23 protein-coding genes and 1 pseudogene are annotated in these 26,496 nt (G+C 43.4%); 22 read left to right on the forward strand and 2 right to left on the reverse strand.

Annotation, left to right across the window (positions count from 1 at the left end; all coding sequences use genetic code 11):
* Window positions 1–84 precede the first annotated feature (84 nt).
* The 18 genes from sucA to PluTT01m_RS07500 all read left to right on the forward strand — a co-directional run bounded on the left by sucA (window position 85) and on the right by PluTT01m_RS07500 (window position 21,297).
* Window positions 85–2,892, forward strand: a complete 2,808-nt coding sequence (sucA, locus tag PluTT01m_RS07420) for a 2-oxoglutarate dehydrogenase E1 component (RefSeq protein ID WP_011145735.1) — start codon at window positions 85–87, stop codon at window positions 2,890–2,892.
* Window positions 2,893–2,906: 14 nt separating this feature from the next.
* The gene (gene odhB / locus PluTT01m_RS07425) at window positions 2,907–4,127 is read left to right on the forward strand and encodes a 2-oxoglutarate dehydrogenase complex dihydrolipoyllysine-residue succinyltransferase (RefSeq protein ID WP_011145736.1); all 1,221 of its coding nucleotides are present in this window, start codon (window positions 2,907–2,909) and stop codon (window positions 4,125–4,127) included.
* A 166-nt stretch (window positions 4,128–4,293) separates the two neighbouring features.
* Entirely contained in the window at window positions 4,294–5,460 is a 1,167-nt protein-coding gene (sucC, locus tag PluTT01m_RS07430; protein WP_011145737.1) for an ADP-forming succinate--CoA ligase subunit beta, read from the forward strand.
* A gap of 2 nt (window positions 5,461–5,462) precedes the next feature.
* Window positions 5,463–6,338 (forward strand): succinate--CoA ligase subunit alpha, encoded by an 876-nt coding sequence (gene sucD, locus PluTT01m_RS07435; RefSeq protein WP_011145738.1) that lies wholly within the window; start codon window positions 5,463–5,465, stop codon window positions 6,336–6,338.
* Window positions 6,339–7,081: 743 nt separating this feature from the next.
* Window positions 7,082–7,783, forward strand: coding sequence for a tryptophan 2,3-dioxygenase family protein (locus PluTT01m_RS07440; RefSeq protein ID WP_011145739.1), 702 nt, complete (start codon window positions 7,082–7,084; stop codon window positions 7,781–7,783).
* Between the two features lie 5 nt (window positions 7,784–7,788).
* Window positions 7,789–8,931: an aminotransferase class V-fold PLP-dependent enzyme gene (locus PluTT01m_RS07445; RefSeq protein WP_011145740.1), complete on the forward strand. Its 1,143-nt coding sequence runs from the start codon at window positions 7,789–7,791 to the stop codon at window positions 8,929–8,931.
* 48 nt (window positions 8,932–8,979) lie between these two features.
* Window positions 8,980–10,266, forward strand: coding sequence for a tryptophan 2,3-dioxygenase (locus PluTT01m_RS07450; RefSeq protein ID WP_011145741.1), 1,287 nt, complete (start codon window positions 8,980–8,982; stop codon window positions 10,264–10,266).
* 9 nt (window positions 10,267–10,275) lie between these two features.
* On the forward strand, window positions 10,276–11,898 hold the full coding sequence (locus PluTT01m_RS07455; RefSeq protein ID WP_011145742.1) for an FAD-dependent monooxygenase: 1,623 nt from the start codon (window positions 10,276–10,278) through the stop codon (window positions 11,896–11,898).
* A gap of 14 nt (window positions 11,899–11,912) precedes the next feature.
* Window positions 11,913–12,041, forward strand: coding sequence for a hypothetical protein (locus PluTT01m_RS27875; RefSeq protein ID WP_269764135.1), 129 nt, complete (start codon window positions 11,913–11,915; stop codon window positions 12,039–12,041).
* A 27-nt stretch (window positions 12,042–12,068) separates the two neighbouring features.
* Window positions 12,069–12,842 carry an aminotransferase class IV gene (locus PluTT01m_RS07460; RefSeq protein ID WP_011145743.1) on the forward strand — a complete coding sequence of 258 codons (774 nt, stop codon included), beginning with the start codon at window positions 12,069–12,071 and terminating at the stop codon, window positions 12,840–12,842.
* 32 nt (window positions 12,843–12,874) lie between these two features.
* Complete coding sequence (locus PluTT01m_RS07465; RefSeq protein WP_011145744.1) at window positions 12,875–13,624, forward strand: cyclase family protein; 750 nt, start codon at window positions 12,875–12,877, stop codon at window positions 13,622–13,624.
* A 57-nt stretch (window positions 13,625–13,681) separates the two neighbouring features.
* Window positions 13,682–14,917 carry an ATP-grasp domain-containing protein gene (locus tag PluTT01m_RS07470; protein ID WP_157866899.1) on the forward strand — a complete coding sequence of 412 codons (1,236 nt, stop codon included), beginning with the start codon at window positions 13,682–13,684 and terminating at the stop codon, window positions 14,915–14,917.
* The gene (locus tag PluTT01m_RS07475; protein ID WP_011145746.1) at window positions 14,917–17,379 is read left to right on the forward strand and encodes an ATP-grasp domain-containing protein; all 2,463 of its coding nucleotides are present in this window, start codon (window positions 14,917–14,919) and stop codon (window positions 17,377–17,379) included. Before PluTT01m_RS07470 ends, PluTT01m_RS07475 begins: the two co-directional genes overlap by 1 nt.
* A 57-nt stretch (window positions 17,380–17,436) precedes the next feature.
* Window positions 17,437–18,627, forward strand: coding sequence for an MFS transporter (locus PluTT01m_RS07480; protein WP_011145747.1), 1,191 nt, complete (start codon window positions 17,437–17,439; stop codon window positions 18,625–18,627).
* 41 nt (window positions 18,628–18,668) lie between these two features.
* Window positions 18,669–19,775, forward strand: a complete 1,107-nt coding sequence (locus PluTT01m_RS07485; RefSeq protein ID WP_011145748.1) for a pyridoxal phosphate-dependent aminotransferase — start codon at window positions 18,669–18,671, stop codon at window positions 19,773–19,775.
* Window positions 19,776–19,788: 13 nt separating this feature from the next.
* Window positions 19,789–20,253 carry a VOC family protein gene (locus PluTT01m_RS07490; RefSeq protein ID WP_011145749.1) on the forward strand — a complete coding sequence of 155 codons (465 nt, stop codon included), beginning with the start codon at window positions 19,789–19,791 and terminating at the stop codon, window positions 20,251–20,253.
* Between the two features lie 10 nt (window positions 20,254–20,263).
* Window positions 20,264–20,902: an FMN-binding negative transcriptional regulator gene (locus PluTT01m_RS07495; RefSeq protein WP_011145750.1), complete on the forward strand. Its 639-nt coding sequence runs from the start codon at window positions 20,264–20,266 to the stop codon at window positions 20,900–20,902.
* Between the two features lie 20 nt (window positions 20,903–20,922).
* Window positions 20,923–21,297, forward strand: a complete 375-nt coding sequence (locus PluTT01m_RS07500) for a hypothetical protein (protein WP_011145751.1) — start codon at window positions 20,923–20,925, stop codon at window positions 21,295–21,297.
* Window positions 21,298–21,498: 201 nt separating this feature from the next.
* On the opposite strand, the gene PluTT01m_RS07505 is transcribed toward PluTT01m_RS07500, so the two are convergent.
* Both PluTT01m_RS07505 and PluTT01m_RS07510 read right to left on the reverse strand, forming a co-directional pair.
* Window positions 21,499–21,837 (reverse strand): hypothetical protein, encoded by a 339-nt coding sequence (locus tag PluTT01m_RS07505; RefSeq protein ID WP_125026221.1) that lies wholly within the window; start codon window positions 21,835–21,837, stop codon window positions 21,499–21,501.
* A 119-nt stretch (window positions 21,838–21,956) separates the two neighbouring features.
* Window positions 21,957–22,451 (reverse strand): hypothetical protein, encoded by a 495-nt coding sequence (locus tag PluTT01m_RS07510; RefSeq protein ID WP_041380003.1) that lies wholly within the window; start codon window positions 22,449–22,451, stop codon window positions 21,957–21,959.
* 825 nt (window positions 22,452–23,276) lie between these two features.
* On the opposite strand from PluTT01m_RS07510, the gene cydA reads away from it, so the two are divergent.
* The 4 genes and pseudogenes from cydA (at window position 23,277) to ybgE (ending at window position 26,431) form a co-directional block, all read left to right on the forward strand.
* Window positions 23,277–24,845: a cytochrome ubiquinol oxidase subunit I gene (gene cydA / locus PluTT01m_RS07515; RefSeq protein WP_011145752.1), complete on the forward strand. Its 1,569-nt coding sequence runs from the start codon at window positions 23,277–23,279 to the stop codon at window positions 24,843–24,845.
* 14 nt (window positions 24,846–24,859) lie between these two features.
* Window positions 24,860–25,999 (forward strand): cytochrome d ubiquinol oxidase subunit II, encoded by a 1,140-nt coding sequence (gene cydB / locus PluTT01m_RS07520; protein ID WP_011145753.1) that lies wholly within the window; start codon window positions 24,860–24,862, stop codon window positions 25,997–25,999.
* Window positions 26,000–26,011: 12 nt separating this feature from the next.
* Complete coding sequence (cydX, locus tag PluTT01m_RS07525) at window positions 26,012–26,134, forward strand: cytochrome bd-I oxidase subunit CydX (RefSeq protein WP_058589160.1); 123 nt, start codon at window positions 26,012–26,014, stop codon at window positions 26,132–26,134.
* A gap of 35 nt (window positions 26,135–26,169) precedes the next feature.
* Window positions 26,170–26,431, forward strand: a pseudogene (gene ybgE, locus PluTT01m_RS07530) (cyd operon protein YbgE).
* Window positions 26,432–26,496: the final 65 nt, after the last annotated feature.

The raw sequence follows: 26,496 nt of genomic DNA on the forward strand, positions 1-26,496 counted from the left end.
AATGAACCTTTTATCGATACCGTATTTAAGCGGTAATAGTTAACCACGGCGAAAACTAAAGCTTTTAAAGCTTAAGGGATCACAATGCAGAACGGCGCAATGAAGGACTGGCTGGATTCAAGCTTCCTGGCTGGTTCAAACCAGTCTTACGTAGAGCAGATCTATGAAGACTATATAACCGATCCAAACTCCGTTGATGCAAGTTGGAGAGAGATTTTCCAACAATTGCCGAATGCGGGACTCAGCGGTGAACAACTCCACTCGCAGACGCGTGATTACTTCCGCCGTCTTGCGAAAGATACTACGCGTTATCATTCCTCTGTCAGCGATCCAGCGATGGATGCAAAACAAGTTAAAGTTTTGCAGCTCATCAACGCATTTCGCTTCCGCGGTCATCAAAATGCGAACCTTGACCCGTTGGGATTATGGAAACAGGATAGTGTTCCTGATTTAGATCCGGCTTTCCATAATCTGACGGAAGCGGATTTTGCAGAAACATTTAACGTAGGTTCTTTTGCGATCGGCAAAGAGACGATGAAATTGGCTGATTTGTATGAAGCACTGAAACGCACTTATTGCGGTTCTATTGGTGCTGAATACATGCATATCACCAATACGGAAGAAAAACGTTGGATTCAGCAGCGTCTGGAGTCTGTCACTGTCAGCTCTCAGTTTAGCGTAGAGGAAAAACATCGTTTTCTGGCGGAACTGACGGCAGCCGAAGGTTTGGAGCGTTATCTGGGAGCGAAGTTTCCGGGAGCGAAACGTTTCTCTCTTGAAGGGGGTGATGCGCTGATCCCCATGTTGAAGGATCTTATCCGCCATGCAGGTAAACATGACACACGAGAAGTTGTGCTGGGAATGGCTCACCGTGGTCGCCTCAACGTCTTGGTTAATATCTTAGGTAAAAAACCGGCTGATCTGTTTGATGAGTTTTCGGGTAAGCATAAAGAGCATCTCGGTACCGGTGACGTGAAATATCATCAAGGTTTCTCGTCTGATTTTGCCACTGAGGGGGCTAAGGTTCATTTGGCATTAGCATTTAACCCATCTCACCTTGAGATTGTTAGCCCTGTCGTTATTGGTTCAGTACGTGCCCGCCGTGACCGTCTGGATGAAGGTCGCAGTAATATGGTATTGCCAATCACTATCCACGGTGATGCTGCTGTTACCGGCCAAGGCGTGGTGCAGGAAACTCTGAACATGTCTCAAGCTCGTGGTTATGAAGTGGGTGGTACAATTCGTATCATCATCAATAACCAGATCGGTTTCACAACGTCTAACCCAAAAGATGCCCGTTCAACACAATACTGTACCGATATTATCAAAATGGTACAGGCACCGATTTTCCACGTTAATGCAGACGATCCAGAAGCGGTGGCATTTGTTACCCGCCTAGCACTGGATTTCCGTAATACCTTCAAATGTGATGTGATGATCGATTTGGTTTGCTACCGCCGTCATGGTCACAACGAAGCTGATGAGCCAAGTGCAACTCAGCCAATGATGTATCAGAAAATTAAGAAACACCCAACGCCACGTAAAATCTATGGTGACAAGCTGGTGGCTGAGAACTTGATATCAGTCGATGATGTGACCGAGATAGTTAACCTGTATCGTGATGCCCTTGACCGTGGTGATTGTGTCGTTGATGAGTGGCGTTCAATGGGGCTGCACTCATTTACTTGGGAGCCTTATCTTAATCACGAATGGGATGAAGAATACCTACATAAAGTTGATGTTAAACGTTTGCAGGATCTCGGTAGACGCATCAGTTCTGTCCCGGAAGAAGTGACAATGCACTCGCGTGTAGCGAAAATTTATAACGACCGTGCAGAGATGGCAAACGGCGATAAATTGTTCGACTGGGGTGCCGCGGAAACATTGACCTATGCAACTTTAGTGGATGAAGGGGTTCCGGTACGTTTGTCTGGTGAAGATGCCGGTCGTGGTACTTTCTTCCATCGTCATGCGGTTATCCATAATCAGGCTAACGGTTCTGTTTATGTTCCTCTGGCGAACGTTCATAACGGTCAGGGAGCATTTAATGTTTGGGATTCTGTTCTGTCGGAAGAGGCGGTACTGGCGTTTGAGTATGGCTATGCAACAACAGAACCTCGCGCTCTGACAATCTGGGAAGCACAGTTTGGTGATTTTGCCAATGGTGCACAGGTTGTTATTGACCAATTCATCAGCTCTGGTGAACAGAAATGGGGCCGTATGTGCGGTCTGGTAATGTTGCTACCGCATGGTTATGAAGGGCAGGGACCTGAACACTCTTCAGCCCGTTTGGAGCGTTATCTGCAACTGTGTGCAGAACAGAACATGCAGGTTTGTGTGCCGTCAACGCCGGCTCAGGTCTACCACATGCTTCGCCGTCAGGCTTTGCGCGGTATGCGCCGTCCGTTGATCGTTATGTCACCAAAATCACTGTTGCGTCATCCATTAGCCGTTTCTAGCCTGGATGAGTTGGCTAACGGTAAATTCCAGACGGTTATTGGTGAAACTGATGCTCTGGATCCGAAAGGTATTAAACGAGTGGTACTTTGCTCAGGTAAAGTCTATTACGACCTGTTGGAGCAACGCCGTAAAAATGAACAAACTGATGTTGCTATCGTGCGTATTGAACAACTATATCCATTCCCTCATCAAGATGTTCAGTCAACACTGGAACAGTATGCTCATGTACATGATTTTGTCTGGTGCCAGGAAGAGCCATTAAATCAGGGGGCCTGGTATTGCAGTCAGCACAACTTCCGTGAAGTGATCCCGTTCGGGGCTTCTTTACGTTATGCAGGTCGTCCTGCGTCTGCTTCCCCGGCAGTTGGATATATGTCAGTTCACCAGCAACAACAACAAGAGCTGGTTAATGACGCACTGAACGTTGAATAAATAAAGGATATAAAATGAGTAGCGTAGATATTCTGGTTCCGGATCTGCCTGAGTCTGTTGCTGATGCCACTGTGGCAGTCTGGCACAAAAAACAGGGTGACCGTGTTGAACGTGATGAAGTGCTGGTTGAAATCGAAACAGATAAAGTTGTGCTGGAAGTGCCGGCCAGTGAGGCGGGTGTTTTAGAAGCCATTTTAGAAGAGAAAGATGCCACCGTTCTGTCCCGTCAGCTTCTTGGTCGTATCCGCTTGGGCGATAGCACCGGCAAGCCGGCAGAAATAAAAGAAAAAACAGAAGCAACTTTGGCGAAACGCCAGACGGCGGGTTTAGACGAAGAGAGCAATGATGCACTCAGCCCGGCGGTCCGCCGTTTGATTGCAGAGCATGATCTTGATGCCAAAGCGATTAAAGGCAGTGGGGTTGGTGGACGCATCGTCCGTGAAGACGTGGAAAAATACATGGCTGATAACGAAAAAGTGGCTAGCAAGCCAGCAGAATCCTCTGCTGCTTCTGCCCAGGGTTCTCTGTTGCCACACCGCAGTGAAAAGCGTGTGCCAATGACTCGCCTGCGTAAGCGTGTGGCTGAACGTCTGCTGGAAGCGAAAAACAACACCGCGATGTTGACAACATTTAATGAAGTTAACATGAAGCCAATCCAAGAAATGCGTAAACAGTACGGCGAGGCGTTTGAAAAACGCCACGGTGTGCGTCTGGGCTTTATGTCTTTCTATGTGAAAGCCGTGGTTGAAGCACTGAAACGCTATCCAGAAGTGAATGCTTCTATTGATGGCACTGATGTGGTTTACCACAACTATTTCGATATCAGTATTGCGGTATCGACACCACGTGGTCTGGTAACGCCAGTACTGCGTGATGCGGATGCGTTGAGCATGGCTGATCTCGAAAAACGCATTAAAGAGCTGGCTATCAAAGGCCGCGACGGCAAATTGACCGTTGAAGAGCTAACGGGTGGTAACTTTACCATTACCAATGGCGGTGTATTCGGCTCCTTAATGTCTACACCAATCATTAACCCACCACAGAGTGCGATTCTTGGCATGCATGCTATAAAAGATCGGCCAATGGCGGTTAATGGTCAGGTGGAGATCCTTCCAATGATGTACCTGGCATTGTCTTATGACCACCGTCTGATTGACGGGCGTGAGTCTGTAGGCTTCTTGGTGACCATCAAAGAAATGCTGGAAGATCCTGCACGTTTGCTGCTGGACGTATAGCAACATAATCAGGGCAGATACGCGCTAATATCTGCCCAGTCTGAAGTAAACAAATGTATATGAACAGCCAATCTTTAGAGATTGGCTATATCCAGAGCAACAAAAAAATCAGAGAGCAACTTACCCATTTTTTGCTCTTCTCAGACTTAATTATGGATAGAACATCATGAATTTACACGAGTATCAGGCAAAACAGCTTTTTGCACGGTATGGTTTACCCGCTCCGGCTGGTTATGCCTGCACGACACCGCGTGAAGCAGAAGAAGCTGCATCTAAAATCGGCTCTGGCCCTTGGGTGGTGAAGTGCCAGGTTCATGCTGGCGGTCGCGGTAAAGCGGGCGGCGTGAAAGTAGTTAACAGTAAAGAAGAAATTCGCGCTTTCGCAGAGCAGTGGCTAGGCAAACGTTTGGTCACTTACCAAACAGATGCGCAAGGGCAGCCTGTTCGTCAGATTTTAGTGGAAGCGGCAACTGATATTGCGAAGGAGCTGTATCTTGGTGCTGTGGTTGATCGTGGTACACGTCGTGTAGTGTTCATGGCCTCTACTGAAGGTGGTGTTGAAATTGAAAAAGTTGCGGAAGAGACCCCGGAACTGATTCATAAAGCGATTATCGACCCGCTGATTGGTCCTATGTCTTATCAGGGGCGTGAACTGGCATTTAAATTGGGTTTAACCGGTAAACAAGTTAGCCAGTTCACTAAAATTTTCTTAGGGTTGGCAAATCTATTCCTGGAGCGCGATCTGGCTCTGGTTGAAATTAACCCATTGGTTATTACGACTCAAGGTGATTTGATTTGTCTGGATGGCAAATTGGGCGCTGATGGTAACGCACTGTTCCGTCAGGCTGAATTGCGTGAAATGCATGACCCATCTCAGGAAGATCCTCGTGAAGCTCAGGCGGCACAGTGGGAGCTGAACTATGTTGCGCTGGATGGCAATATTGGTTGCATGGTAAACGGTGCGGGCTTGGCAATGGGGACGATGGATATCGTTAAATTGCATGGCGGGGCGCCAGCTAACTTCCTTGATGTCGGTGGTGGTGCAACCAAAGAGCGTGTTACAGAAGCGTTTAAGATCATCCTGTCAGATGAAAACGTGAAAGCGGTATTGGTTAATATCTTTGGTGGTATTGTTCGTTGTGACCTGATTGCTGACGGTATTATTGGTGCGGTGGAAGAAGTCGGGGTTCACGTACCGGTTGTTGTTCGTTTGGAAGGGAACAATGCTGAGCTGGGAGCGAAAAAACTGGCTGATAGTGGCTTGAATATCATTGCTGCAACCAGCCTGACGGACGCAGCTAAGCAAGCAGTAGCCGCAGTGGAGGCAAAATAATAATGTCTATTTTAATCGATAAAAACACCAAAGTTATCTGTCAGGGTTTCACTGGCAGCCAAGGTACTTTCCATTCAGAACAAGCGATTGCTTATGGTACCCAAATGGTTGGTGGGGTAACGCCGGGTAAAGGTGGTACTGAACATCTAGGATTACCTGTTTTCAATACTGTTCGTGAAGCGGTAGAAGCAACCGGGGCAACGGCTTCTGTTATCTATGTTCCTGCGCCATTCTGTAAAGATTCCATTCTGGAAGCGATCGACGCAGGTATCAAACTGATCATCACGATTACTGAAGGTATCCCAACGCTGGATATGCTGGCGGTTAAAGTAAAACTGGATGAAGCGGGTGTGCGTATGATCGGCCCTAACTGCCCGGGAGTCATTACGCCAGATGAATGTAAGATCGGTATTATGCCGGGACACATTCATCGAGCAGGTAAAGTTGGTATCGTTTCCCGCTCAGGAACATTGACTTATGAAGCGGTAAAGCAGACCACTGATGCCGGTTTAGGACAATCTACTTGTGTTGGTATCGGTGGTGACCCTATCCCCGGTTCTAACTTCATTGATATCCTGAAATTGTTCCAACAAGATCCGCAAACAGAAGCCATTGTAATGATTGGTGAAATTGGTGGTACTGCGGAAGAAGAAGCGGCAGCTTATATTAAACAGCACGTTACTAAGCCGGTTGTTGCCTACATCGCGGGTGTGACTGCACCAAAAGGTAAGCGTATGGGCCATGCTGGTGCGATTATTGCGGGTGGTAAAGGAACCGCAGATGAAAAATTTGCTGCTCTGGAAGCGGCTGGCGTGAAGACGGTTCGCAGTCTGGCAGACATCGGTGATGCGGTGAAAGATTTACTTGCTGGCAAGTGATAACTAATAAGAAATTCTTATCTATGAGGCCGCTGTAAAGTGGCCTCAGATCGTTAAAAAAGCTGGTTAAAAATAGTTTTTCAACATCGAAAATTTCAAATTCCATCTTTGTCAATACGACGTTACGCTTGCTGGCTGTGCGAAAAGCAGCAAAGAAGGATAGGAAACAACAGTTTACTCACCTTTTTCATCACATCAGTGAAGAACTGTTATGTCAGATTTTTCAGCAACTTAAACGTCAATCTGCACCGGGCTGCGAGGGTATCACATGGGAAAACTAGGCAGAAAATCTGCAAAATAACCTCCATGCGCTCCACGGCAGACTTCATCGTGGGCAATACAGCCCCCTCCCAGCAAAACACTAATCCCCGTTTTTTTATCATCGCCATCCCGAGTGCAAAACATCAGGCCAGCGTGAAGAAAGCCACTACAAAAGTCAGCGTTTAATTGATTTTCTGAAAATATAGAAAAATAAATGCGATTTTAGCGACAACTAACTTGAAAAACAGCGGCGTAAAAATAGGAAGAGAGAGAAAAAGCGGAAACAGGCAATCACAATCACCGAAATACGCATTAAGTTATTTAACTGTATGTTTTTTGTTGTTTTTGTTTTTTTTATGTTGTGATTTATCACTGTTTTATATACATTGACGCCCGTTCGAATTATTAATTCACTACATTGACGGCTGATATTTTGCAAATAAAAGGCTGGCTTTGATCCGTTTTTGTGAAGGAGAAAGAACGTGATAGGAAATAGGGATTATTCAACAAGTGTACTGTCTGGTGAAGGGGATAGCGATTATGAGAAGTATATGCGCATTCCCACGCTGCTCAATTTGCAAGTAACGCCAGAAAAGATGCTCCACCGTGATGAATTATTGTTTCAGGTGGTTCATCAATCTACTGAGCTTTGGCTGAAACTGAGCAATAATGAGTTGGCTGAAGCGATAAAAAAGCTATCCAAGAAAGACTTTGTTGCTGCAACCGAGTTGATTAAGCGGTCCAGCTATCCTATTGAGTTAATTACTAAGCAACTCGAAATGTTCAAATACATGACTCCGTATGACTTTCAGAAAGTAAGACCTGCATTAGGCAACGGCTCAGGCTTCGAATCTCCAGGCTGGAGGCGGTTGCAATCAGTTGGGCGGGAACTCCATCAAACTTTTATTCGTATTGTTAAGTCTATGAGTATCGACCTGATGGGCGTTTATACCGAGGAAGACAAGTCGCCGCTTTATTTCCTAATGGAAGAAATGGTGAGCTGGGATGAAATGGTCAGTTTATGGCGCAGCAGACATTATAAAATCGCAGTACGTACTATCGGACTTAACACGATAGGTACCAAGGGAACTCCGATTGAAAAACTGACGGTGCTGATGAATAAGCAATTCTTTCCAGAACTGTGGGAATTGCGTACCGAAATGACTAATACCAACAGTTACTAGTCGCTATGTATTCACCTCAAGCATTTCGGGACAATTATTTTAGCGGGTTGCATGGCCTTGTCCATCTTGCCAGTTGTAGTATTTCTCCTCGTTCTCAGTTCCTTGATGCAGCGATGGAAACGATGCTAGTTGATATGGCAAAAAATGAGCTGGCGTGGGTGTATTTCGAGCGGCAAACCGAACAGGCCAGGCGCTTGTTTGCTGAGTTTATAGGCGCAGATGCATCACAAATAGCGATTTTGCCAAACGCAACGATAGCTGCTTATCAGGTTATTTCAACGCTAGTAGCCAATTCCGGAGAACAAATTCTTTGTACGGAAGATGAATTTCCGTCTCTGTCCCATGTTTGGTTGCAACAAGCGAGTCGTGGACTCGTCACGCGTTGCATAGAAAGTCAGGTTTCAGACGAAAGTTTTGTCACCATTACCTGCGCAATGTTGGGCAGCAATACATGTTTAGTTTCAGTACCGTTAGCCAGTTTCCGCACAGGTAGACGATACCCGGTCGAATTAATAACAGAACTCGCTAATCAATCACAAGTTCCAATATTAGTCGATGCATACCAAGGGCTAGGTGCTGAAAAAATTAATGTCAGTGAATTGAATTGTGATTACCTGATCTGTGGCAGCATGAAGTACATGTTAGGTTTGCCAGGTATTGCATTCCTTTATGTAAAAGATGGCATTCGTAACACCGTTGCACTGGGGCTGACTGGATGGCAAGGACGTAAAGAGCCATTTGCTTTTAACCCATCGTTGGTGGATTTCCCCGATTGCGCCAAACGATTTGAAACCGGAACTCCTGCTGTGCCCGCGCTTTATGCGGCAAGCAGCGCCTTAACTGCACTTTTGACTTTAGATTTTGAGCAAGGTCGGCTGCATATTCAGACATTAGTTGAACTTGCTATCGACATTTTGGAAAAAGGCGACGTGACAATCGTAAAGGTCCCCGGAACATTATTTTCGGCGCATATTGCTTTGCTTGTTCCAAATGTTCCTGCATTGGACACGCACTTAAAACAGCACAAGATAATTACAAGCCCGCGAGGTGAGATGCTCAGACTTGCGTTTCATCACTTTAATACGGCAGACGAAGTTGTTCAAACATGTAGATTGATTTGCGCGTACTTCAAAACCCAAATATGGTGAATATAAGTTAATTATTTCAATAAATTATAATAAAAGGAAAGTTTTACAGTGCTGGATATATTAGAACTTGAGCATCCAAGATTTACTAGTTTGCTTTGTGATTACAGTGATTCAGAAACAATCACTATTAATCTTAGCATTCACACCATATTGCGGTTTGCCAAGGAAAATAAAGCAACCTTCCCATATCAGGATGTTGTTCGCATGTATCATAAGACAGGTAAACATTTCGTTCCTGAATATTTTCTCGAGCTGTTGAATATTACTAGAAAAGAGTGCGCAAAATTAAACAGTGAGGAAATTGAGCAAGTCACACGTTTTTTGAATGTCTTGTTGGATAAATACGACGGTACTTATGACTACCGCTCTTATCTGGCGCTTGAATTGTTAAACATGCCTGATGACCAGACAGAGATTAAAGCATACGCAGAAGCGCAATCCCACATTGACCGTATGATGTTACTGCTTACGGCGGATATACTCAAATTTGAACTTGGCGGGTTAGTAACAGAGGGAAATTTTAGACATCAGTTACCAGAACGTACTTTAGTTGAAAAACGTTGTGCTATGGCTCTAAAAGCGGTGACTCCATACGTACAACGGGCTAAGTTGTCCTATATTTCATCGGAATATGTTATCGAATCAGCAAAACATTTTATTGCCGCAGTAGAGCAAAGGAAAACACACAACGATGAGCAAATGCTGATGACAACTAATTTACCCGTCTATCTCATTCACGACGAATATATGTTCATTCGGGTCTTACAAACGTTCGAATACACTTTCTCTTGGATTGCAGTTGGTTTGAGGGCGACAATTGAAGCTTGCACTGATTCGCCTAGCCAGGCAAGTATTCTGGTCGAAAGTTGCGAGAAAAAAATTAAAGAAGCCATCGGTTTTTTCCATTTACTGTCTTCTATGCGTGCGGAATCCTTTAAGGTGTTTCGTGCATATACTGAAGGCGCAAGTGCGATCCAATCAAGAAACTACAAGCGTATTGAATCACTATGCAGACAACCGGATGAGGATCGGTTGAACTCTATTGCTTACGGCTCTGTCCCTGAAGTTCAAGAAAAACTGTTGGTGCGGCCAAATAACTTAGACCTTGCATTGAGTCAAGCGCAACAGAGTGGTCGTTTCAATAGCAACGACTTTGGTGAGGTCAAACAAGCCATGAAAAGTTTTGCTACGACGCTGAAACGTTGGAAGCAAACCCATTATGGTCTTGCGATGAAGATGTTGGGTGAGGGCTCGGGTACTGGTTACACGGAAGGCACTCCTTATTTGGCTTTTGTCAAAGACATCCCTGTTTTTGAAACCCAGCTTGATGAGTAGATTACTAAGATGAATAGTTCAAATAAAACCAAGATTGCTATTATTGGTGCAGGTCCAGTTGGCCTGATTTTATCAGCTCGACTGGCTTCATTCGGTATTACGAGCATCGTGATGGATAAAGCCCCTTATCTGCTTCGAAAAGGTTCTAAGGCCTGCCTGATCCACGGCGATGCGCTAGAAGTACTTGATAAAGTCGGGTGTGGAGAACAGATTGCAAAAGAAGGGATTCATTGGCGGATAGCGCACACCTATATTCGAAATGTTGAGAGGATCACCCAAGAATACCCCGAACGCCCCGGTTATGGTGAATTTGTCAATATTTCCCAATACCGTATAGAGCAAGAGCTCGTTAAGCTGTTGGAAGCTAATCCCCTATGTGAACTCAGGTGGTCAAGTGAAGTCGTTGGTTATTCACAACAACAGGACAAGGTTAAGCTAGAGGTAAGACACTGTACCGAAACGGAGACCCTAGAATTTGATTATGTAATTGCCTGCGATGGAGTTAGAAGCACGTTACGCGATCTGACAGAGGTTAACTTTACCGGATACACTCACCAAGATCGTTTTTTAGTTACTGATATTAAAGCAAATATTGCTTTAACCAAAGAACGTCACTTTCATTTTGATCCTCAGTTTAATCCAGGCCGTCAGTTGGTGATGCATCCTCAGCCCGACAATATATGGCGTATCGACTGGCAATTGCCTCCAGATGCGGATATTGAAGCTGAAAAGAAAAATGGCCAACTAGACAAGCGTATCAAGTCTGTCATCGGTGATATTCCGTATCAGATTGACTGGATCAGTACCTATCGTTTTAACCAGCGAGTTGTGGAGAAGTTCAGACTCAATCGACTGTTTTTTGCTGGTGATGCGGCTCACTCATTTCCACCTTATGGCTCTCGCGGCATGAACAGCGGGATTCAAGACGCAGACAACCTAGCATGGAAATTGGCGCTAGTAATTAGAGGAAGCGCAGGGGATGAATTGTTGGATACTTATCATGAGGAAAGGTTCCTTGCAGCGAAAGAGAATTTGAGACTGACGGAAGCCACGATACAGTTCATGGTCCCGCCAACACCTTTGAAGCAAATCTGGCGTGACACCGTGCTGCGAATTTCAGAAGTCTGGAAACCGCTTCGTAAGCAAGTGAATCACGGGAAAATGACAGAACCTTTTACCTACGAATCTTCTAGTTTGATTGATTATAACCATCGGACACCTTATGTCGGTGCGTTCTCTCCGGATGTAGTGGTTTATATCGACGGAGAAAAAAGCCGCTTACGTAAGTTGTTCGGGAAAGGGTTTGTTTGTCTTTTTTGCGCAGACCCAAATAAGGTGAAGCAGTATTTAAATAAGCAAAGCCACACCTATAATGGTTTGGATTTTAGTTTGGTTGCTGCTGTACCAAAAGGATATTTCTCGCCAAAAGTGGACGAGAGACTTATCAGTGTTACTTACGACGATATTCTGTTTTTTGAAACCCTGACAGAAAAACAAGATTCATTGTTTGTTATCCGTCCTGATGGCCATTTAGCAGGACATTACCTGCTTGATAACGCACCGTCTCTTAGTTTAATCCTGGAAAAAGTCAGTGGTACTGATTCCTTAACGTTTCAGCGTGAAGCATCATAAACGGAGATTAACTTATGTCGTCTACCCATAATACGCCAGAATTCGCATGGCTAAATGGTGAATGCGTGCCTTGGGAAAAGTGTACCTTACATGCCAGAACGCAGGGCGCTTTTTGGGGCGCAAATGTTTTTGAAGGTGTGTGAGTCTATTGGAATAAAACGGATAAGCAAATGTATATGTATCGGATACGAGAGCATATCAAGCGCCTGCGCGATTCCATGAAGTGTGTTGACATGCCTGTCACTTTCACAGATCAAGAGATTGTTGAAGCTTGCATCGACCTAGTACGAAAAAACAACTTTAAGCAACATGTGCATCTGGTTATCGCTCCTTATTTTGCGATGGGGAAAAACTTCGACCCACTTATTTATACCGAAGACACTGGTATGCATATTACAGCATTACCTATGCCAAGGTCTGCGCGTTATGACACAGGGATGACGGCTTCGTTTTCAACTTGGAGACGAATCAGTGACGATTCAATGCCACCGAGGATTAAAACAGGAGCAAATTACCATAATAGCCGCTTAGCTCAGCATGAAGCGATGCGAAATGGTTTTGATACTGCGTTTTTTCTAAATCACAGAGGCACTGTGGCTGAAGGCCCTGGATCTTGCATCATGATGGTCAAAAATAACCGACTGATCACGCCGCCAGGTTCAGCAGGCGTACTTGAAGGGATTACGGTAGACAGCATTATAAGACTAGCGAAGGATAAGCTTTCGGTTGAATGTGAACGAAGAGAAATTGATCGTACCGAGTTGTATTTGGCTGATGAAGTTTTCACCTGTGGCACTCTCGCTGAAATCGTTCCTGTGATTAGTGTTGACCGAAAGTCTATTGGGGACGGGCGTCCTGGTTTGATGACCCGTAAGCTTCAGGTTGCTTATGAAGACGAGGTGATGTCGAATTCGACATCTGAATATTCAACCCCTGTCTATTAAGCCCATAATGAGAATAAGGAAATCTTAATACTATGACATCTTCAATCTATGCGAAGTTCATGCAGGGGAAAGTTGAGGTACTTGACCTTACAGCGCCGTTGTCAACGGAAACACCTGTGATTCGTTTGCCGCCTGAACGAGGGCAACCTTGGCCTTTTAAGTTGGAAAAAATAAGCCGTTATGACGAAAAAGGCAAAGAAGTTTATTGGAATAATATCCAGATGTCCGAGCATACAGGGACTCATTTTGATGCCCCTGTTCATTGGCGGTCAGGCAAAGATTCTATCGATGTCTCAAGTGTACCTCCTAGACACTTGGTTGCGCCTGCCGCTGTAATTGATGTATCTGATCAAGTAACAGCCCCAGATTTTTTACTCGAACGTGAACATGTCGATCAATGGTGCGAAGTCCATGGACCTTTACCTGTAGGTGGTTGGTTGCTATTCCGCTCAGGTTGGGACAGTCGAGACTCAGATGCTGATACCTTTCTTAATCATGGTCATACCCCAGGGGTAAGTGAAGCTTGTGCAAAATGGTTGGCTGAGCAAACACCAATTATAGGTATCGGGGTGGAGACTGTTGGAACCGACGCGGGTCAAGCCGGAAAATTTGAACAACCTTACCCCGTACACTGGTACTTTCACGGGGCGGGAAAATATGGCCTGACTCAGTTGAAGAACCTAGCAAAGTTACCGCCAACAGGTGCAGTTATCATGATAGCGCCGCTTCCCATCGTTGGTGGTTCAGGAAGCCCTTGCAGGGTGTTGGCACTTGTTGAATAACACAAAGTTAATTTGCGAAGAGTTTTTAAGGAAGAGTCGATGAATTCAAAGTACTGCTTGTTACTAGGAACAGAGAAAAACAGATTTCGTGCATTGGTTGCCACGGCTAGAGCAACCAACATGAAAATAGCGATCATGGCCCCAAGTGGTTATGTTAATGGAAACCGTTACGCTGATCTAGTGATTGACGGTAACCCAGAAAACATTGAACAAGCTCTGGCTGCAGTACAGACCTTTGCCGAGCGAGAAGGAATGCAACCGGGCGCAGTTGTTCCATTGACAGAAATGACGATAGCCCCGGGGGCTCGTATCGCTCAGTACTATAATTTAAATTATTTGTCTGAAAAAGCGCTGACATTAACCCGCAACAAATTTGAAATGCGTAAGGCTGCACATGCAGGTGGGTTGAACGTTCCGAAGTTTGCACGTTTTAATCACCTTGAGCAGCTAGCGACCCTTGCTGAAGATTTTCCTTTTCCAGCAGTTGTAAAGCCGACCAACGCCGGGGGCAGTGAAGGTGTAACCTACGTAGCTAGCAAAGATGATTTGGCTAGTGCTTTTGCTAACTTGCGTCGAGTGACCGAAAATTATGGTAGTGAGTTTGGTATAGCAGATAACGATTATCAGATAGAACAGTTTGTCGATGCTAGAATTGAGCTTTCGGTTGAAGTACTAAATACCAAAACTGGAAGACGTGTATTGGCAGTGACCGATAAAGAACTGACCCCGTTACCTCATTTTGTTGAAATCGGCCATTCCTTACCAAGTATAGAATCTGATAACGAAGCGCTTAAACAAGCAGCGCTTAAAGCCTGTGAAGTCTTGGATGTTGAACATGGTATAGCTCATGTTGAATTTATGATTGATCACAGTGGCAAGATTTACCTACTGGAGTTGAATGCGCGTACTCCAGGCGGTGGCATTCCTGAAATATTCGAAAAAATAGCTGGAGTGAATATGCTCGAACTTCATTCTCGCTCTTATCTATACGATGAAGTTGAAGTACCTGCATATCACATGTCTGGACTAGCTGCGATTGGATTTATGAAAGCTAAGCAAGGAACGATTGAGCGAATTAAGTTGCCAGCTCAGCACGAGTTACCAAAAGGGGTATTTGGACTGCAACTTTGGACATCCGAAGGAGCTCGGGTCAATCCACTATACAGCAACGCAGAGCTTGAGGGTTATGTTGAATTCTTCTGGCCAGACTATGAGCTAAATGGAAAACCGAAAGAGTACTTGATGCTTACACAACAATTGACTGAACAAATTTTCGAAATGGATGAAAGCTAATGAATATACTTATTTTACACCGAGTTAGGTACGTTGATGTACTTTACCATCAGTCCATCGATCACGAACTACATAATGTTTACTACATTGGTATCGAAGAAAATCTGAATGAAATTCCTGCCGATCTACGTTGTACCAAAATAGTAAGACCCGGCGTGGATGCTGTACACAAAGAAGTCCTCGAACAAATAGAAAATCTTGATGTTTGCTTTGATCACGTTGTTTCAATTAATGAGTTTGAATTGATTGAGGCTGCCTTGATACGAGAAAAGCTCAACATTGCGGGCCCTAAAGTGGCCGATGTCGAAAAAGTTCGAAACAAAATTGTGATGAAACACTGTGTTGGCGCTGTAAATATTCGTATTCCTCAGTACATGTCTTTGTCCGATTTTATGAACTCAGAACGACTAGCGATTCCTCCCTCTTCACAAGTTATTTTAAAGCCTCTGGATGGTGCTTCGTCAGTTGATGTGGTCAAGTTTGACAGTCAGAAAGTTTTGGAACAGGCGCTTATAGATCGCACAACTGGAATTGTGGCTCTTGATAAAGAAACACCTGAACGGATTGAAAACTTTGAAGTTGAAGAATTTGTATCCGGTCCTGTATTGCATATCGACGGCATGATCCGTAACGGACAAATAGAGATGATTGTCGTCAGCCAATATATCAATACGTTGCTGGATTTTGCCAACGGCTATCCAGCAGGGTCTGTGCAGTTAGAAACCACGGAAGAGATGAAAACCTGGGCGCTTCAAATCTTAAATGCGGTTGATATATCTTTGGGGGCGTTCCATCTTGAAGCGATTCAAACAGATACAGGGCCGGTGTTTCTTGAAATCGCTCATCGTATCGGGGGAGCTAGAATAGCTGAAACTTTGACGTTACAGACAGGGATTCATCCATCGATACTGGAACTTGGATTGTTGCTAGACCCAGACTTCAAATTTGAACTTAACTATGATACCGGGTACAAATATGCGTGGTTTATTGTGCCTGGACATCAGCTGCCAGGAAACTATGGCTTGGTGTCGGGGCATGAGTTTCTTTATGGCAAGGAAGAGGTTGTAATGCTGAATCAGCTTACGATGCAACAACCTTTAGTCAAAGCGGTTACTTATAAAGAAAGTGAAATTCCGTTAGCCGGATTATTAAAAGCCAAATCCGCTAAAGAACTCACAGATCTGATTGATAGGTTGTTTGGACAGTTACAACTAATATCTGTCGATACTCCTTTGCCTTATAGCGAGTGTATGCCCCAGAAAAAGAAACACGTTCTTGTGATTGGTAATATTCGCCAACCTCATAAGACACTGGAAGCACAGGGATATGCTATTTCTTGGATGTACAAAAAAGTACCTAATTTTACGCATACGACTGAAGATCACAATCGTTGCGAGCGAATATTAATGTACAGCAACGAGTCTGCAATTCAGTTAATCAGTTTAGCGCGTTCAATTGATCAACTACAAAAAATCGATTCAGTTGTGTCTTTTCACGATGGAGCCCAGCTTGATGCATTGACTATTGCAAATGCTCTAGAGCTACCTTTTAGTTTGTCAATGGGGGCTATAGTCAACACGAGAGATAAACAATTAAGTCGCAGGATTTTACGCGAAAAAAACCTGACAGAAGTGCAATCGGCGATAGCGGAGAATGAGCAAGATTTACATGATTTTTTCAAGATTTATCCACAAGTAAATAAAGTTATCGTTAAACCAGTTGCTGGTACAGGCAGTGAAAATGTTCGATCGCTAGAAAGTAAAGAGCTTGAAACCGCTAACTTAGACAACGTTTACCCTGTGCTGGTGGAACAGTTTGTCGAAGGTCGCGAATTCAGTGTTGAAGCATTCATGCAAGAAGGTAAATGCCATATTTTTGCAATCACTGAAAAATTCAAAGATGCGCAAAGCTTTATCGAGACAGGGCATTTGGTGCCTGCCCGTTTATCTAGCGATGAGCACGAGAAAATTGCTGCATTCATTGCCAAGGTGCTACCTGCTCTAGGGGTCGTGTCGGGTATTACGCACAGCGAAATTATGTTGGGTGAAAAGATAGAGCTAATAGAAACACACACTCGAGTAGGCGGAGACAGAATTTTTGACCTGGTACAGATGACGACAGGAATAGATATGTATCGTCTACAAGCTCTGCAAAGTTTGGGTTTGCCTATCGGTGAAGACGAATTAACACCAAAACTAAACGGTAAACATGCGTGTATCAAATTTAAACTCAACGATCATCCTGGGAAAAAGGTTATTCGAGTGAACGGCGAGGAAGAAATCAAAAATTGGAGTGGTGTTGAAGATGTATCTATCACTCATCAGGCAGGTGAAGTGCTGCCCCAAATAGTAAACAGCTTCGACCGCTCAGCCTCGGTGTTGGTGTTGTGCGACAGTTCTGAACAGGCGCTAAGTATTGCAGAGGAAGCCATTCAGAAACTTGAATTTGTTGTAGGTGAGTAGTGTAACCATAAGTTCATCCAAGTACTTAGTACTGTATCTAACTGAAGGGAAACATGAATGAAGTCGTTAGCAATTGCAGAGTTGTTCATCAATATAGGTAAAGCTATATTGCTACTGAGCTTTGCCAAATTTATGTATGATGAAACGGGTCAAATATGGCAAATTAGCTTAATCTTCATAGCTGAAATCTTGATCTCAACCATTTTACCAATATTGGTTGGCAAGTCGGTTGATAACCAAGGTATTAAAACGGTGCTTATTGGTTCAGCCGTTTGTCATGTTGTCTTTTGTTTGGCAGGTGTATTGGCATTGACTCAATTGGGCATGTCCGTGTCGATTTTATTGCTAATATCGGTGTTTTTGAGTTTTCTTGGGCCAATTTCAAAAATGGCCTTATTCAGTGTTACACCACTTCTTTCTCAACATGATCGCTTAGAAAAAGATAACGGTACACTGACTTCCGCATTTCAGGGCGGTCAGTTGATTGGTATGGCCTTATCTGCCTGGTTGCTAGATGAGTTTGACTTTATAGCAATTTTGATGTTTGTCGTCTGTCTATATAGTGCCGCGAGCTTTTTTTACTGGCGAGCAACAGCCAATTTGTCGTTAGCTGAGTCTCCTTCAGATATAGATAAACGTGAAGATCCAGAAAACCTGTGGCAGTTGTTTAAAGCTAGTAAACCCTACATGCGCTATTTTGTTCTAAGTAATTTTGATTTCGTTACTGTAGCCATATTCAACATTATGCTGGTTTCCGTCGTCAGTCAGGCATTTGACGGCAGCACATACTGGCTTGCCGGATTAGATGCCTCATTCGCTATTGGAGCGTTTGTTGGTGGCGCTGTTATTGCGAAGCAAATAAGGAACAAAAGTACTTCTCTAAGCGATGTTATCGCTATTCAGGTCGCTTTTCTAATCTATCTAGGTTTATGTTTCACAGAACAGGCGGTCTATTTGATGCCGCTCGCGATTGTGAGTATCGGCTTGTTTCAAAGTTACTCAGGTATTTACTGGCGCACACTGCTACATAAACAGCTGCCATCTCACATGATAGGTAGGCTAAGTAGTATTAAGTATATCGTATCCTCAGTGCATATCGGGATTGTCGCCATGGTGGTCTCTTACGCACATGAATTAGGTTTCCAATACGCAATTGCAACCGCAGCTGTAATTACTATTGGCCAGATTTTATTTGTTGCAATCATCATAAAACAATCACTAGCCATTGAAAGCAAATCCTCATCTTAGATGGACAAATGGCTAACTCTTAAAAGTTAGGGAAAAAATAAATGTTCAATATACAAGCAGTAATCAAAGAGCATGTAGTTGAAAATAAAAGGGAAAGCTTATGGAGCTATCTGGAAGAACGCCCCAATTACTTGATGCTAGATAAAAATGAGAATCACCATCCAATGGATGAAGATCTTTTTGAAGCGTTTCGAGCCTCATTAAAACCAGAGCATTTGTGTAATTATCCGGTGCTAAATAACTTATATAAAAAAATAGCCAAACTGGTTGGCGTTGAAGAGCGCAACATCTACCTCGGCTCGGGTTCAGACCTAGCGATAAAAGCATTATTTGATGCATGCTTAAGAGAGGGAGATCATGTGGTTTTACATAACCCTTGCTACTTTATGTTTGAAAACTACGCAAAGTATGCTGGGGTATCAATCTCGTCAACACCGGTCACCGAAGATTGGAAACCTGATGTAGCGGCTATTATCGATGCAGTCAAAGAAAATACCAAATTAGTGATTGTAGAAGATCCGAGTGGTTTTGTCGGCACGCGTTTATCTTATTCCCAAATGCATGGCTTGGCTGAAGCGCTTTATAGCAAGGGTGTGTTGCTGCTGATTGATGAAGCCTATCTATATGTAGAAGGAAAACAAAGCGCAAACCTGGATATCTTGCAGAAATTTCCGAACGTTATTTTGGCACAAACCCTTTCTAAAGCTCATGGATTGGCAGGAGCAAGAGTCGGCTTTTTGATCGGAGGGACAGAGTTAATCGGCCATATTTCAAATGTCAGACCGCTATATGAGATTAGTGCGTTATCGGCATGGGCTGCGGAATGGCAGCTAGATCATCCTGAAGTGCTTGAACGTTTTCAGGAGAAGATGAGGCAGACAAAAGCCTATATGAGAGAAGCTTTGACCGAAAGAAGACAGACTTTCAAAGATACTCACGGTAATTTCATGTTGGTACAGTTTGCCGGATACGATTCAAAAGAGATAGAGCAATTGTTTCAAGAGCAGGGTATTTTAATCAGACGTCCGTTTGAACAGAGTAATTTAAAAGGTTGGCTGAGAGTAACCATTTCACAGCTTGAACATTGCGAAAAATTTATTTCGGCACTTGATATCGTTGTAGACAAATTGAACTTCAAAAAAATTTGATGAAGAGGGAATCATGACAGAGAAGGCCAGAGCCGTAGGGATCAACCATGTGTCTATTGAAGTTGGTAACATTAATGAAGCAGTCGCATTTTATAGTGCGCTTATGCGCATTAAACCCGGGCTGTTATCAGAGACTGAGGGATCGATTGAACTGGGTGATCAGTTTGTTGCCTTTACTTGCAGCCAAGGAGAACAAGCTCACAAACCTGGTCATTTTGGGTTCGTTGTTGATGATAAAGAAAAGGTTCGTGAGGCATTAAAGCAATTCGATATTGAACCTTTGCCTGGCCGATTTTTTGGTTTTCTGGATCCTTGGGGCAATCATATCGAAGTGGTCAGCTACGAGAATATTAAATTTACTAAGTCTCCTGGTGTTCTCAATGGTATGGGATTAGCAGACTTGAAGAAAAACGATCGTGCACAACGGGAGCTTGAAGAACAAGGTTATAGTGAGCCTTTGTCTTCTTTGAACTCATAAGATTCAAGCAATGTATATACAAAAAGTATTTGAAGAAAATCGAATCTCTGTTTTGCATGACTTGATAGAGCAAAACCCTCTGGGGACTTTGACCGTCTATGGCAGTTATGGATTGAGTGCTGATCATCTGCCTTTTACTTTAGATAGGCATGGTTTAGAGCTAGGCGTGCTGAAAACACACATTGCACGCGGAAATCCTTTGCACAAAAGCGTGGTTGAAACTAATGAAGTGATGGTTATTTTCCAAGGACCAGACGCTTATATTTCACCTAGTTGGTTACCTAGACGACATATCAATGGTCGAGTTCAACCTAGTTGGGCTTACACGGCAGTTCATGCCATGTGTTCCATCAAGTTTATTGATGATGGCAGTTGGATAAAGGCGCATTTTGAGCAATCCGTTAATTGTTTTGAAGCAGGATTACCGGATCCTTGGCAAGTCGCAGAAGCACCGAAAGATTTTATAGACGGCTTAAAACAGCATGTCGTTGGGATCGAGCTGACTATTCACAATCTGCTGGGAAAAAGGCAGTTGATGCAGCAACGTAACATTGATGACCGCTTAGCAATTATAGAAGGCTTGCGTACTCAGTCCGATCCTAGAGCACATCAGGTCGCAAAACAAATAGCACAAGCCATTGAAAATTAAAAAGGAAAGGTAAAAGCATTATGAATAATCCTACTATTAATGACTTATCTGAAACTTGTAGTGCAATTGTGTCGCAGCAGGCACCGCTTCACGTTGTAGAGGCGGCTTTACAAGCAGCTGAGACAGAAAATAAAGAAATTGGTCAGCACTATGCTAAATATCTTTGCGACCGAGCAGTTATTACTACTATAGCCGAACCAAAACTTGAGGTGTTTGCTTCTTACATGAAACAACACGGCTATACGGTATTAACTTATGACGAACTACAGCAATTGAAACAGCGTTACCCATATCACTGGTCTTTAGAGCTCAATCAGGATGGGTCGGGTGAAATTAAAGATCCTAAAGCCGATTTTCATAAATCATTTAAATTCGTTAAAGAACTGCTAGCATAGCGCTTGAACGACGACTGCGTATTTTCGTCCATGGAGATCACCCAATAACGGCGTTTTTCAAGGCAGTGATCTCCATCGTGGTAATACGAAAGGGTTATTGGTATAAGAAAATATAACCGGAAATGCGTTATCATCTTGCATTGTTATAACAGTAGCCTGTAAGTCTAGTAAATAGCTTTCGTTATTTTTCCAGTATATTGGTCAAAAATCAGCGTAACCTGTATTTTTAGAAAAATCCCATGATAAATTTGTATTATTACCTTTGGCAGGATCATTATTGACTTTTGTATGTTTCCAAAATATACCTTCATCTATTCCTCTTACTTCACATGCTCCTCCAGTATTAAGACCAATTAGTGTCAGATTTGCCTCTGGTTTGATTCCCTGAAACGTTGTAGGTTTTCCTTTTTCATCAACCGCTATAGGGTTATTGAATATAATATCACCTATTATTTCTAACTTGATTGTTGGATTACCGGGTGATGTTGGACCATAATCGCATTGACTAGGAGTTCTTGGTTCAGGATTTGCTCTATTCAAGCAAACGATTACCGATTGCGTTTTTGGGTTCTTTACATGAGTTGGTGCATGGTTCTTCATTGTGTGAGGCTGAAAATATTGAAAAGGATTTTCAAGGTTTGTCAGTGTATTTGACTTAACTAATACTGGGCCAGTAGTGAGAGGTTTCCCGTTTTTTTCCCTTGGAAAGCAGCAACAGATTGAATAAATCCAAGTTTCTTCAAGTCAGCAAGATTATATTCCCCAGTGCTTATTGAAAAATCTCGTATTTCTGTGTCTCTTGCATTTCCATTTGTGCGTATGAGTGTTTTTTTGATCTTCCCATTTTTGTCTGTGCTAAAAATGGAGAGGATCGATGTCTGTTTAGTCTCAGTTTTAATGGTATCGTTGCTTAAAGTAGTAAGAGGAGGAAAATATATGGAACTAAAAACTTGAGCTGAAACTAATTTAGAATCTTTGGAGAATGCTATTCTGGGAAGGCCAAAATAATTTGCTGGCTCTGTAGGCGAGTTTTCTAATTCAACCAGTTTTCTGATCTCAACTTTTAGCTTTTTCATAAGCTCGATATCTTTAAAAATATCAGAATGTTTCTGCTTTGTAGTACCATGTGAATGTAATAATGCGATATTGGTCATTACTTGCTGGTACGCGCAGTTTTTCTGTTGTGTAAAATATTTTTACACAATTATTGTTGGGCTGTGTAACTTAAGATACTAAGTCATTTCACTCAGTTTGAAGAGATCTGTCGTAAGAGGGAAGTTTAGTTCTTGAGCTGCGTGTCATTATGCTATCTGAATGACAGCCAAATGGTGGTGATCTCACTGTTAATGCAAAGTTAATAATAATATTTTCTTAAGGATCAAAATAAAAAGTTAATTTTAAAAGTCATTTCACAGCAATATAGAAATCAATATTTATCTAAATAAACAAATAATTAACAATATGTCAACCAAAATGAAATAATAGACAAGATAATTAACACTAACCAGAAAAAGATAAATAAAATCAAATTATTACTATAGTATTATTGCTTTCATTTGCTTAAATTGACTCTAATCAAATTAGTTCTTATTAAACAGCGGTTGCAATTCTTGACCTATATTCAGAATTCTAATCTGAATCACGTAAAACCTATTTATTGTATGGGAATATAAGCGTACTATACTATTAGTCTAATTGGTTTTTAATTTACTTAGTAATGAGTTGTTATACCCAATAGATTTCAAGATGCATCGCGACGGCAAGGGAGCGAATCCCCGGGAGCATAGGTAACTATGTGACTGGGGTGAGTGAGTGCAGCCAACAAAGAGGCAACTTGAAAGATAACGGTATATTTTAAAGGCATTTATTGCTGGTAGTTACGAGGCTTCCGCATGAGTACTTTGAGATTTGAGAAAAGGGCTTATATGAAGTCAGGTTGCCGCAAGTCGGTGTCTTCCTGCTAGGAGCAAGGAGTCAAGATGTTTGATATTGTCGAACTGTCACGATTACAGTTTGCCTTAACTGCAATGTATCACTTTCTATTCGTTCCGCTAACGCTCGGCATGGCGTTTTTGCTGGCGATCATGGAAACGGTATATGTGCTCTCCGGTAAACAAATTTATAAAGATATGACAAAATTCTGGGGCAAGTTGTTTGGTATTAACTTTGCTCTGGGGGTTGCAACAGGGTTGACTATGGAGTTCCAGTTTGGGACTAACTGGTCATACTTTTCTCACTACGTCGGTGACATTTTTGGCGCACCTTTGGCGATTGAAGGGCTGATGGCGTTCTTCCTGGAGTCTACATTCGTAGGCTTGTTCTTCTTCGGTTGGGATCGCCTCAGTAAGACACAACATCTGGCGGTAACTTGGTTGGTTGCATTAGGATCTAACTTCTCCGCACTTTGGATTCTGGTTGCTAACGGTTGGATGCAAAACCCAATTGCTTCTGATTTCAACTTTGAAACCATGCGTATGGAGATGGTAAGTTTTGCTGAACTGGTACTGAACCCAGTTGCTCAGGTGAAATTTGTGCATACCGTTGCCGCGGGTTATGTGACAGGAGCGATCTTTGTTCTCGGTGTCAGCTCTTACTACCTGCTTAAAGGCCGTGATATTCCATTTGCTAAGCGTTCATTTGCGATTGCTTCAAGTTTTGGTATCGCGGCTGTGCTGTCTGTTATTGTGCTGGGTGATGAATCTGGTTACGAAATGGGCGACGTACAAAAAACTAAGCTGGCCGCCATCGAAGCTGAATGGGAAACCCAGCCACCGCCGGCCGCTTTTACACTGATAGGTATCCCAGATCAGGATAAAATGGAAAACAAATATGCCATTCAGATCCCTTATCTTATGGGGCTGATTGCTACCCGTTCTGTTGATACTCCGGTCATTGGTCTGCGTGATTTGATGGACCTGCATGAGCAGCGGATTCGTAATGGTATAAAGGCTTATCACCTGTTGGAAGAATTGCGTGCAGGTAACACCGACCCAACGGTTCGTACAGCATTCAATGAAAATAAACAAGATCTGGGTTATGGCATGTTGCTGAAACGCTATACCAGCAAAGTGACTGATGCCAGTGAAGAACAGATCAAAGCAGCCGCAAAAGATTCTATTCCTCGGGTTGCACCGCTCTATTTTGCATTCCGTATCATGGTTGCAGCAGGTTTCCTGATGTTACTGTTGATCGGTCTGGCGTTTTGGAGCGTTATCCGTGGCCGCATTGGTAAACAAAAATGGTTGCTACGCGCAGCACTGTACAGTATTCCATTGCCGTGGATTGCCATCGAATCAGGCTGGTTTGTGGCGGAATATGGTCGTCAACCGTGGGCAATTGGTGAAGTTCTGCCAACTGCGGTGGCGAGTTCCAATTTAGCAGCCAGCGATATCTTGTTCTCTATGGCGCTGATTTGTGGCCTTTATACCTTATTCCTGATTGCGGAAATGTTTCTGATGTTCAAATTTGCTCGCCTTGGCCCAAGTAGCCTAAAAACGGGGCGTTACCATTTTGAACAGAAAACAACTTCAGCACCTGAAGCTCAGTAAACAGGAGTCCACTTATGTTTGATTATGAAGTACTACGATTTATATGGTGGCTACTGATTGGTGTATTGCTAATCGGTTTCGCGGTAACTGATGGTTTTGATATGGGAGTCGGTATCCTGTTACGTATCATCGGCAAAAACGATACTGAGCGTCGCATCATGATTAACTCAGTGGCACCGCATTGGGATGGTAATCAGGTTTGGCTGATTACCGCCGGTGGAGCGCTGTTCGCCGCATGGCCGATGGTCTATGCTGCGGCGTTCTCTGGCTTCTATGTTGCTATGATCTTGGTGTTATCTGCGTTGTTCTTCCGTCCGGTTGGTTTTGATTACCGCTCCAAATTGGAAAACCGCAAGTGGCGTAACATGTGGGATTGGGGAATATTTGTCGGTAGCTTTGTTCCACCATTAGTTATCGGTGTGGCATTCGGTAATCTATTACAGGGGGTGCCGTTTAACGTCGATTCCCAACTCCGTCTGTTCTATACCGGTTCCTTCTTCGGATTGCTCAATCCATATGGTTTGTTGGCGGGAATTATCAGCTTGATGATGATTGTGACTCAGGGGGCAACTTATTTGCAAATGCGTACTACGGGTGAGCTGCGCCTGCGTTCTCGTGCGGCAACTTATCTCTGTGCGCTGGTGACAATGGTGGCTTTCCTGTTGGCAGGTGTATGGCTGATTTATGGTATTGATGGTTATATTGTGACTGGCGGCTTGGATACGGTGGCTCAGTCTAATCCATTACATAAAGAAGTCGCTCATCAGGCGGGTGCTTGGTTGACCAACTTTAACAACTATCCGTGGTTGTGGGTACTACCGGCATTGGGTGTGGCTTCGCCTTTGCTGACGATGCTGATGACGCGTATGAATAAAGCTGGATGGGCATTCCTGTTCTCTTCACTGACAATTGCTGGCATCATTCTGGCCTGCGGTGTAACGATGTTCCCATTTGTGATGCCTTCAATCACTGATCCTAATGTCAGTTTGACGATGTGGGATGCGACTTCAAGCCTGATGACGCTGCGTGTTATGTTTGTAGTTGCATTGATTTTTGTCCCAATCATTCTGGGATATACCATTTGGTGTTACTACAAAATGTTCGGGCGTTTGGATAAAAGTTTTATCGAAGATAACAAACATTCACTGTACTAAGGAACATAAAGCATGTGGTATTTTGCTTGGATTCTCGGAACGCTCTTGGCTTGTAGTTTCGCTATCATCGCAGCCTTAGCTCTTGAGCATAATGAAGAAGAAAAAGTCGCGAAAAATAGCGAGAAATCTTGTTGATAGATAAATACTATCGGCATGGATACTAGATACTAATGGATAAAGCCCCTGTGCGGGCTTTATCCTTATTGTGGCATTAATATTCGTTGCTTATGTATTCTGGGACCCTGCTCGTTTTGCGGCTAACACCAGTTCATTACAGATATGGCAAAGTATTTTCTAATATGGTCTGTATGTACAGGTGTGACTTTCGGGATGGGTTTTCAGCCAAGAAATATCGTCTGGCGTATCTTTTTCTCTCCCTTGCCGGCATGCTTGATTTTGATTTGGGGGCTGTGTCATTTCTTTATAAGTTAATTCTGTATGTTATTGGGGCATCTAACCCATAAATTTTTTATTTGCACATTATTCCAAAGCCGCAT

The organism is Photorhabdus laumondii subsp. laumondii, assembly GCF_003343245.1.
In the GTDB taxonomy this organism is placed as follows: Bacteria; Pseudomonadota; Gammaproteobacteria; order Enterobacterales; family Enterobacteriaceae; genus Photorhabdus; species Photorhabdus laumondii.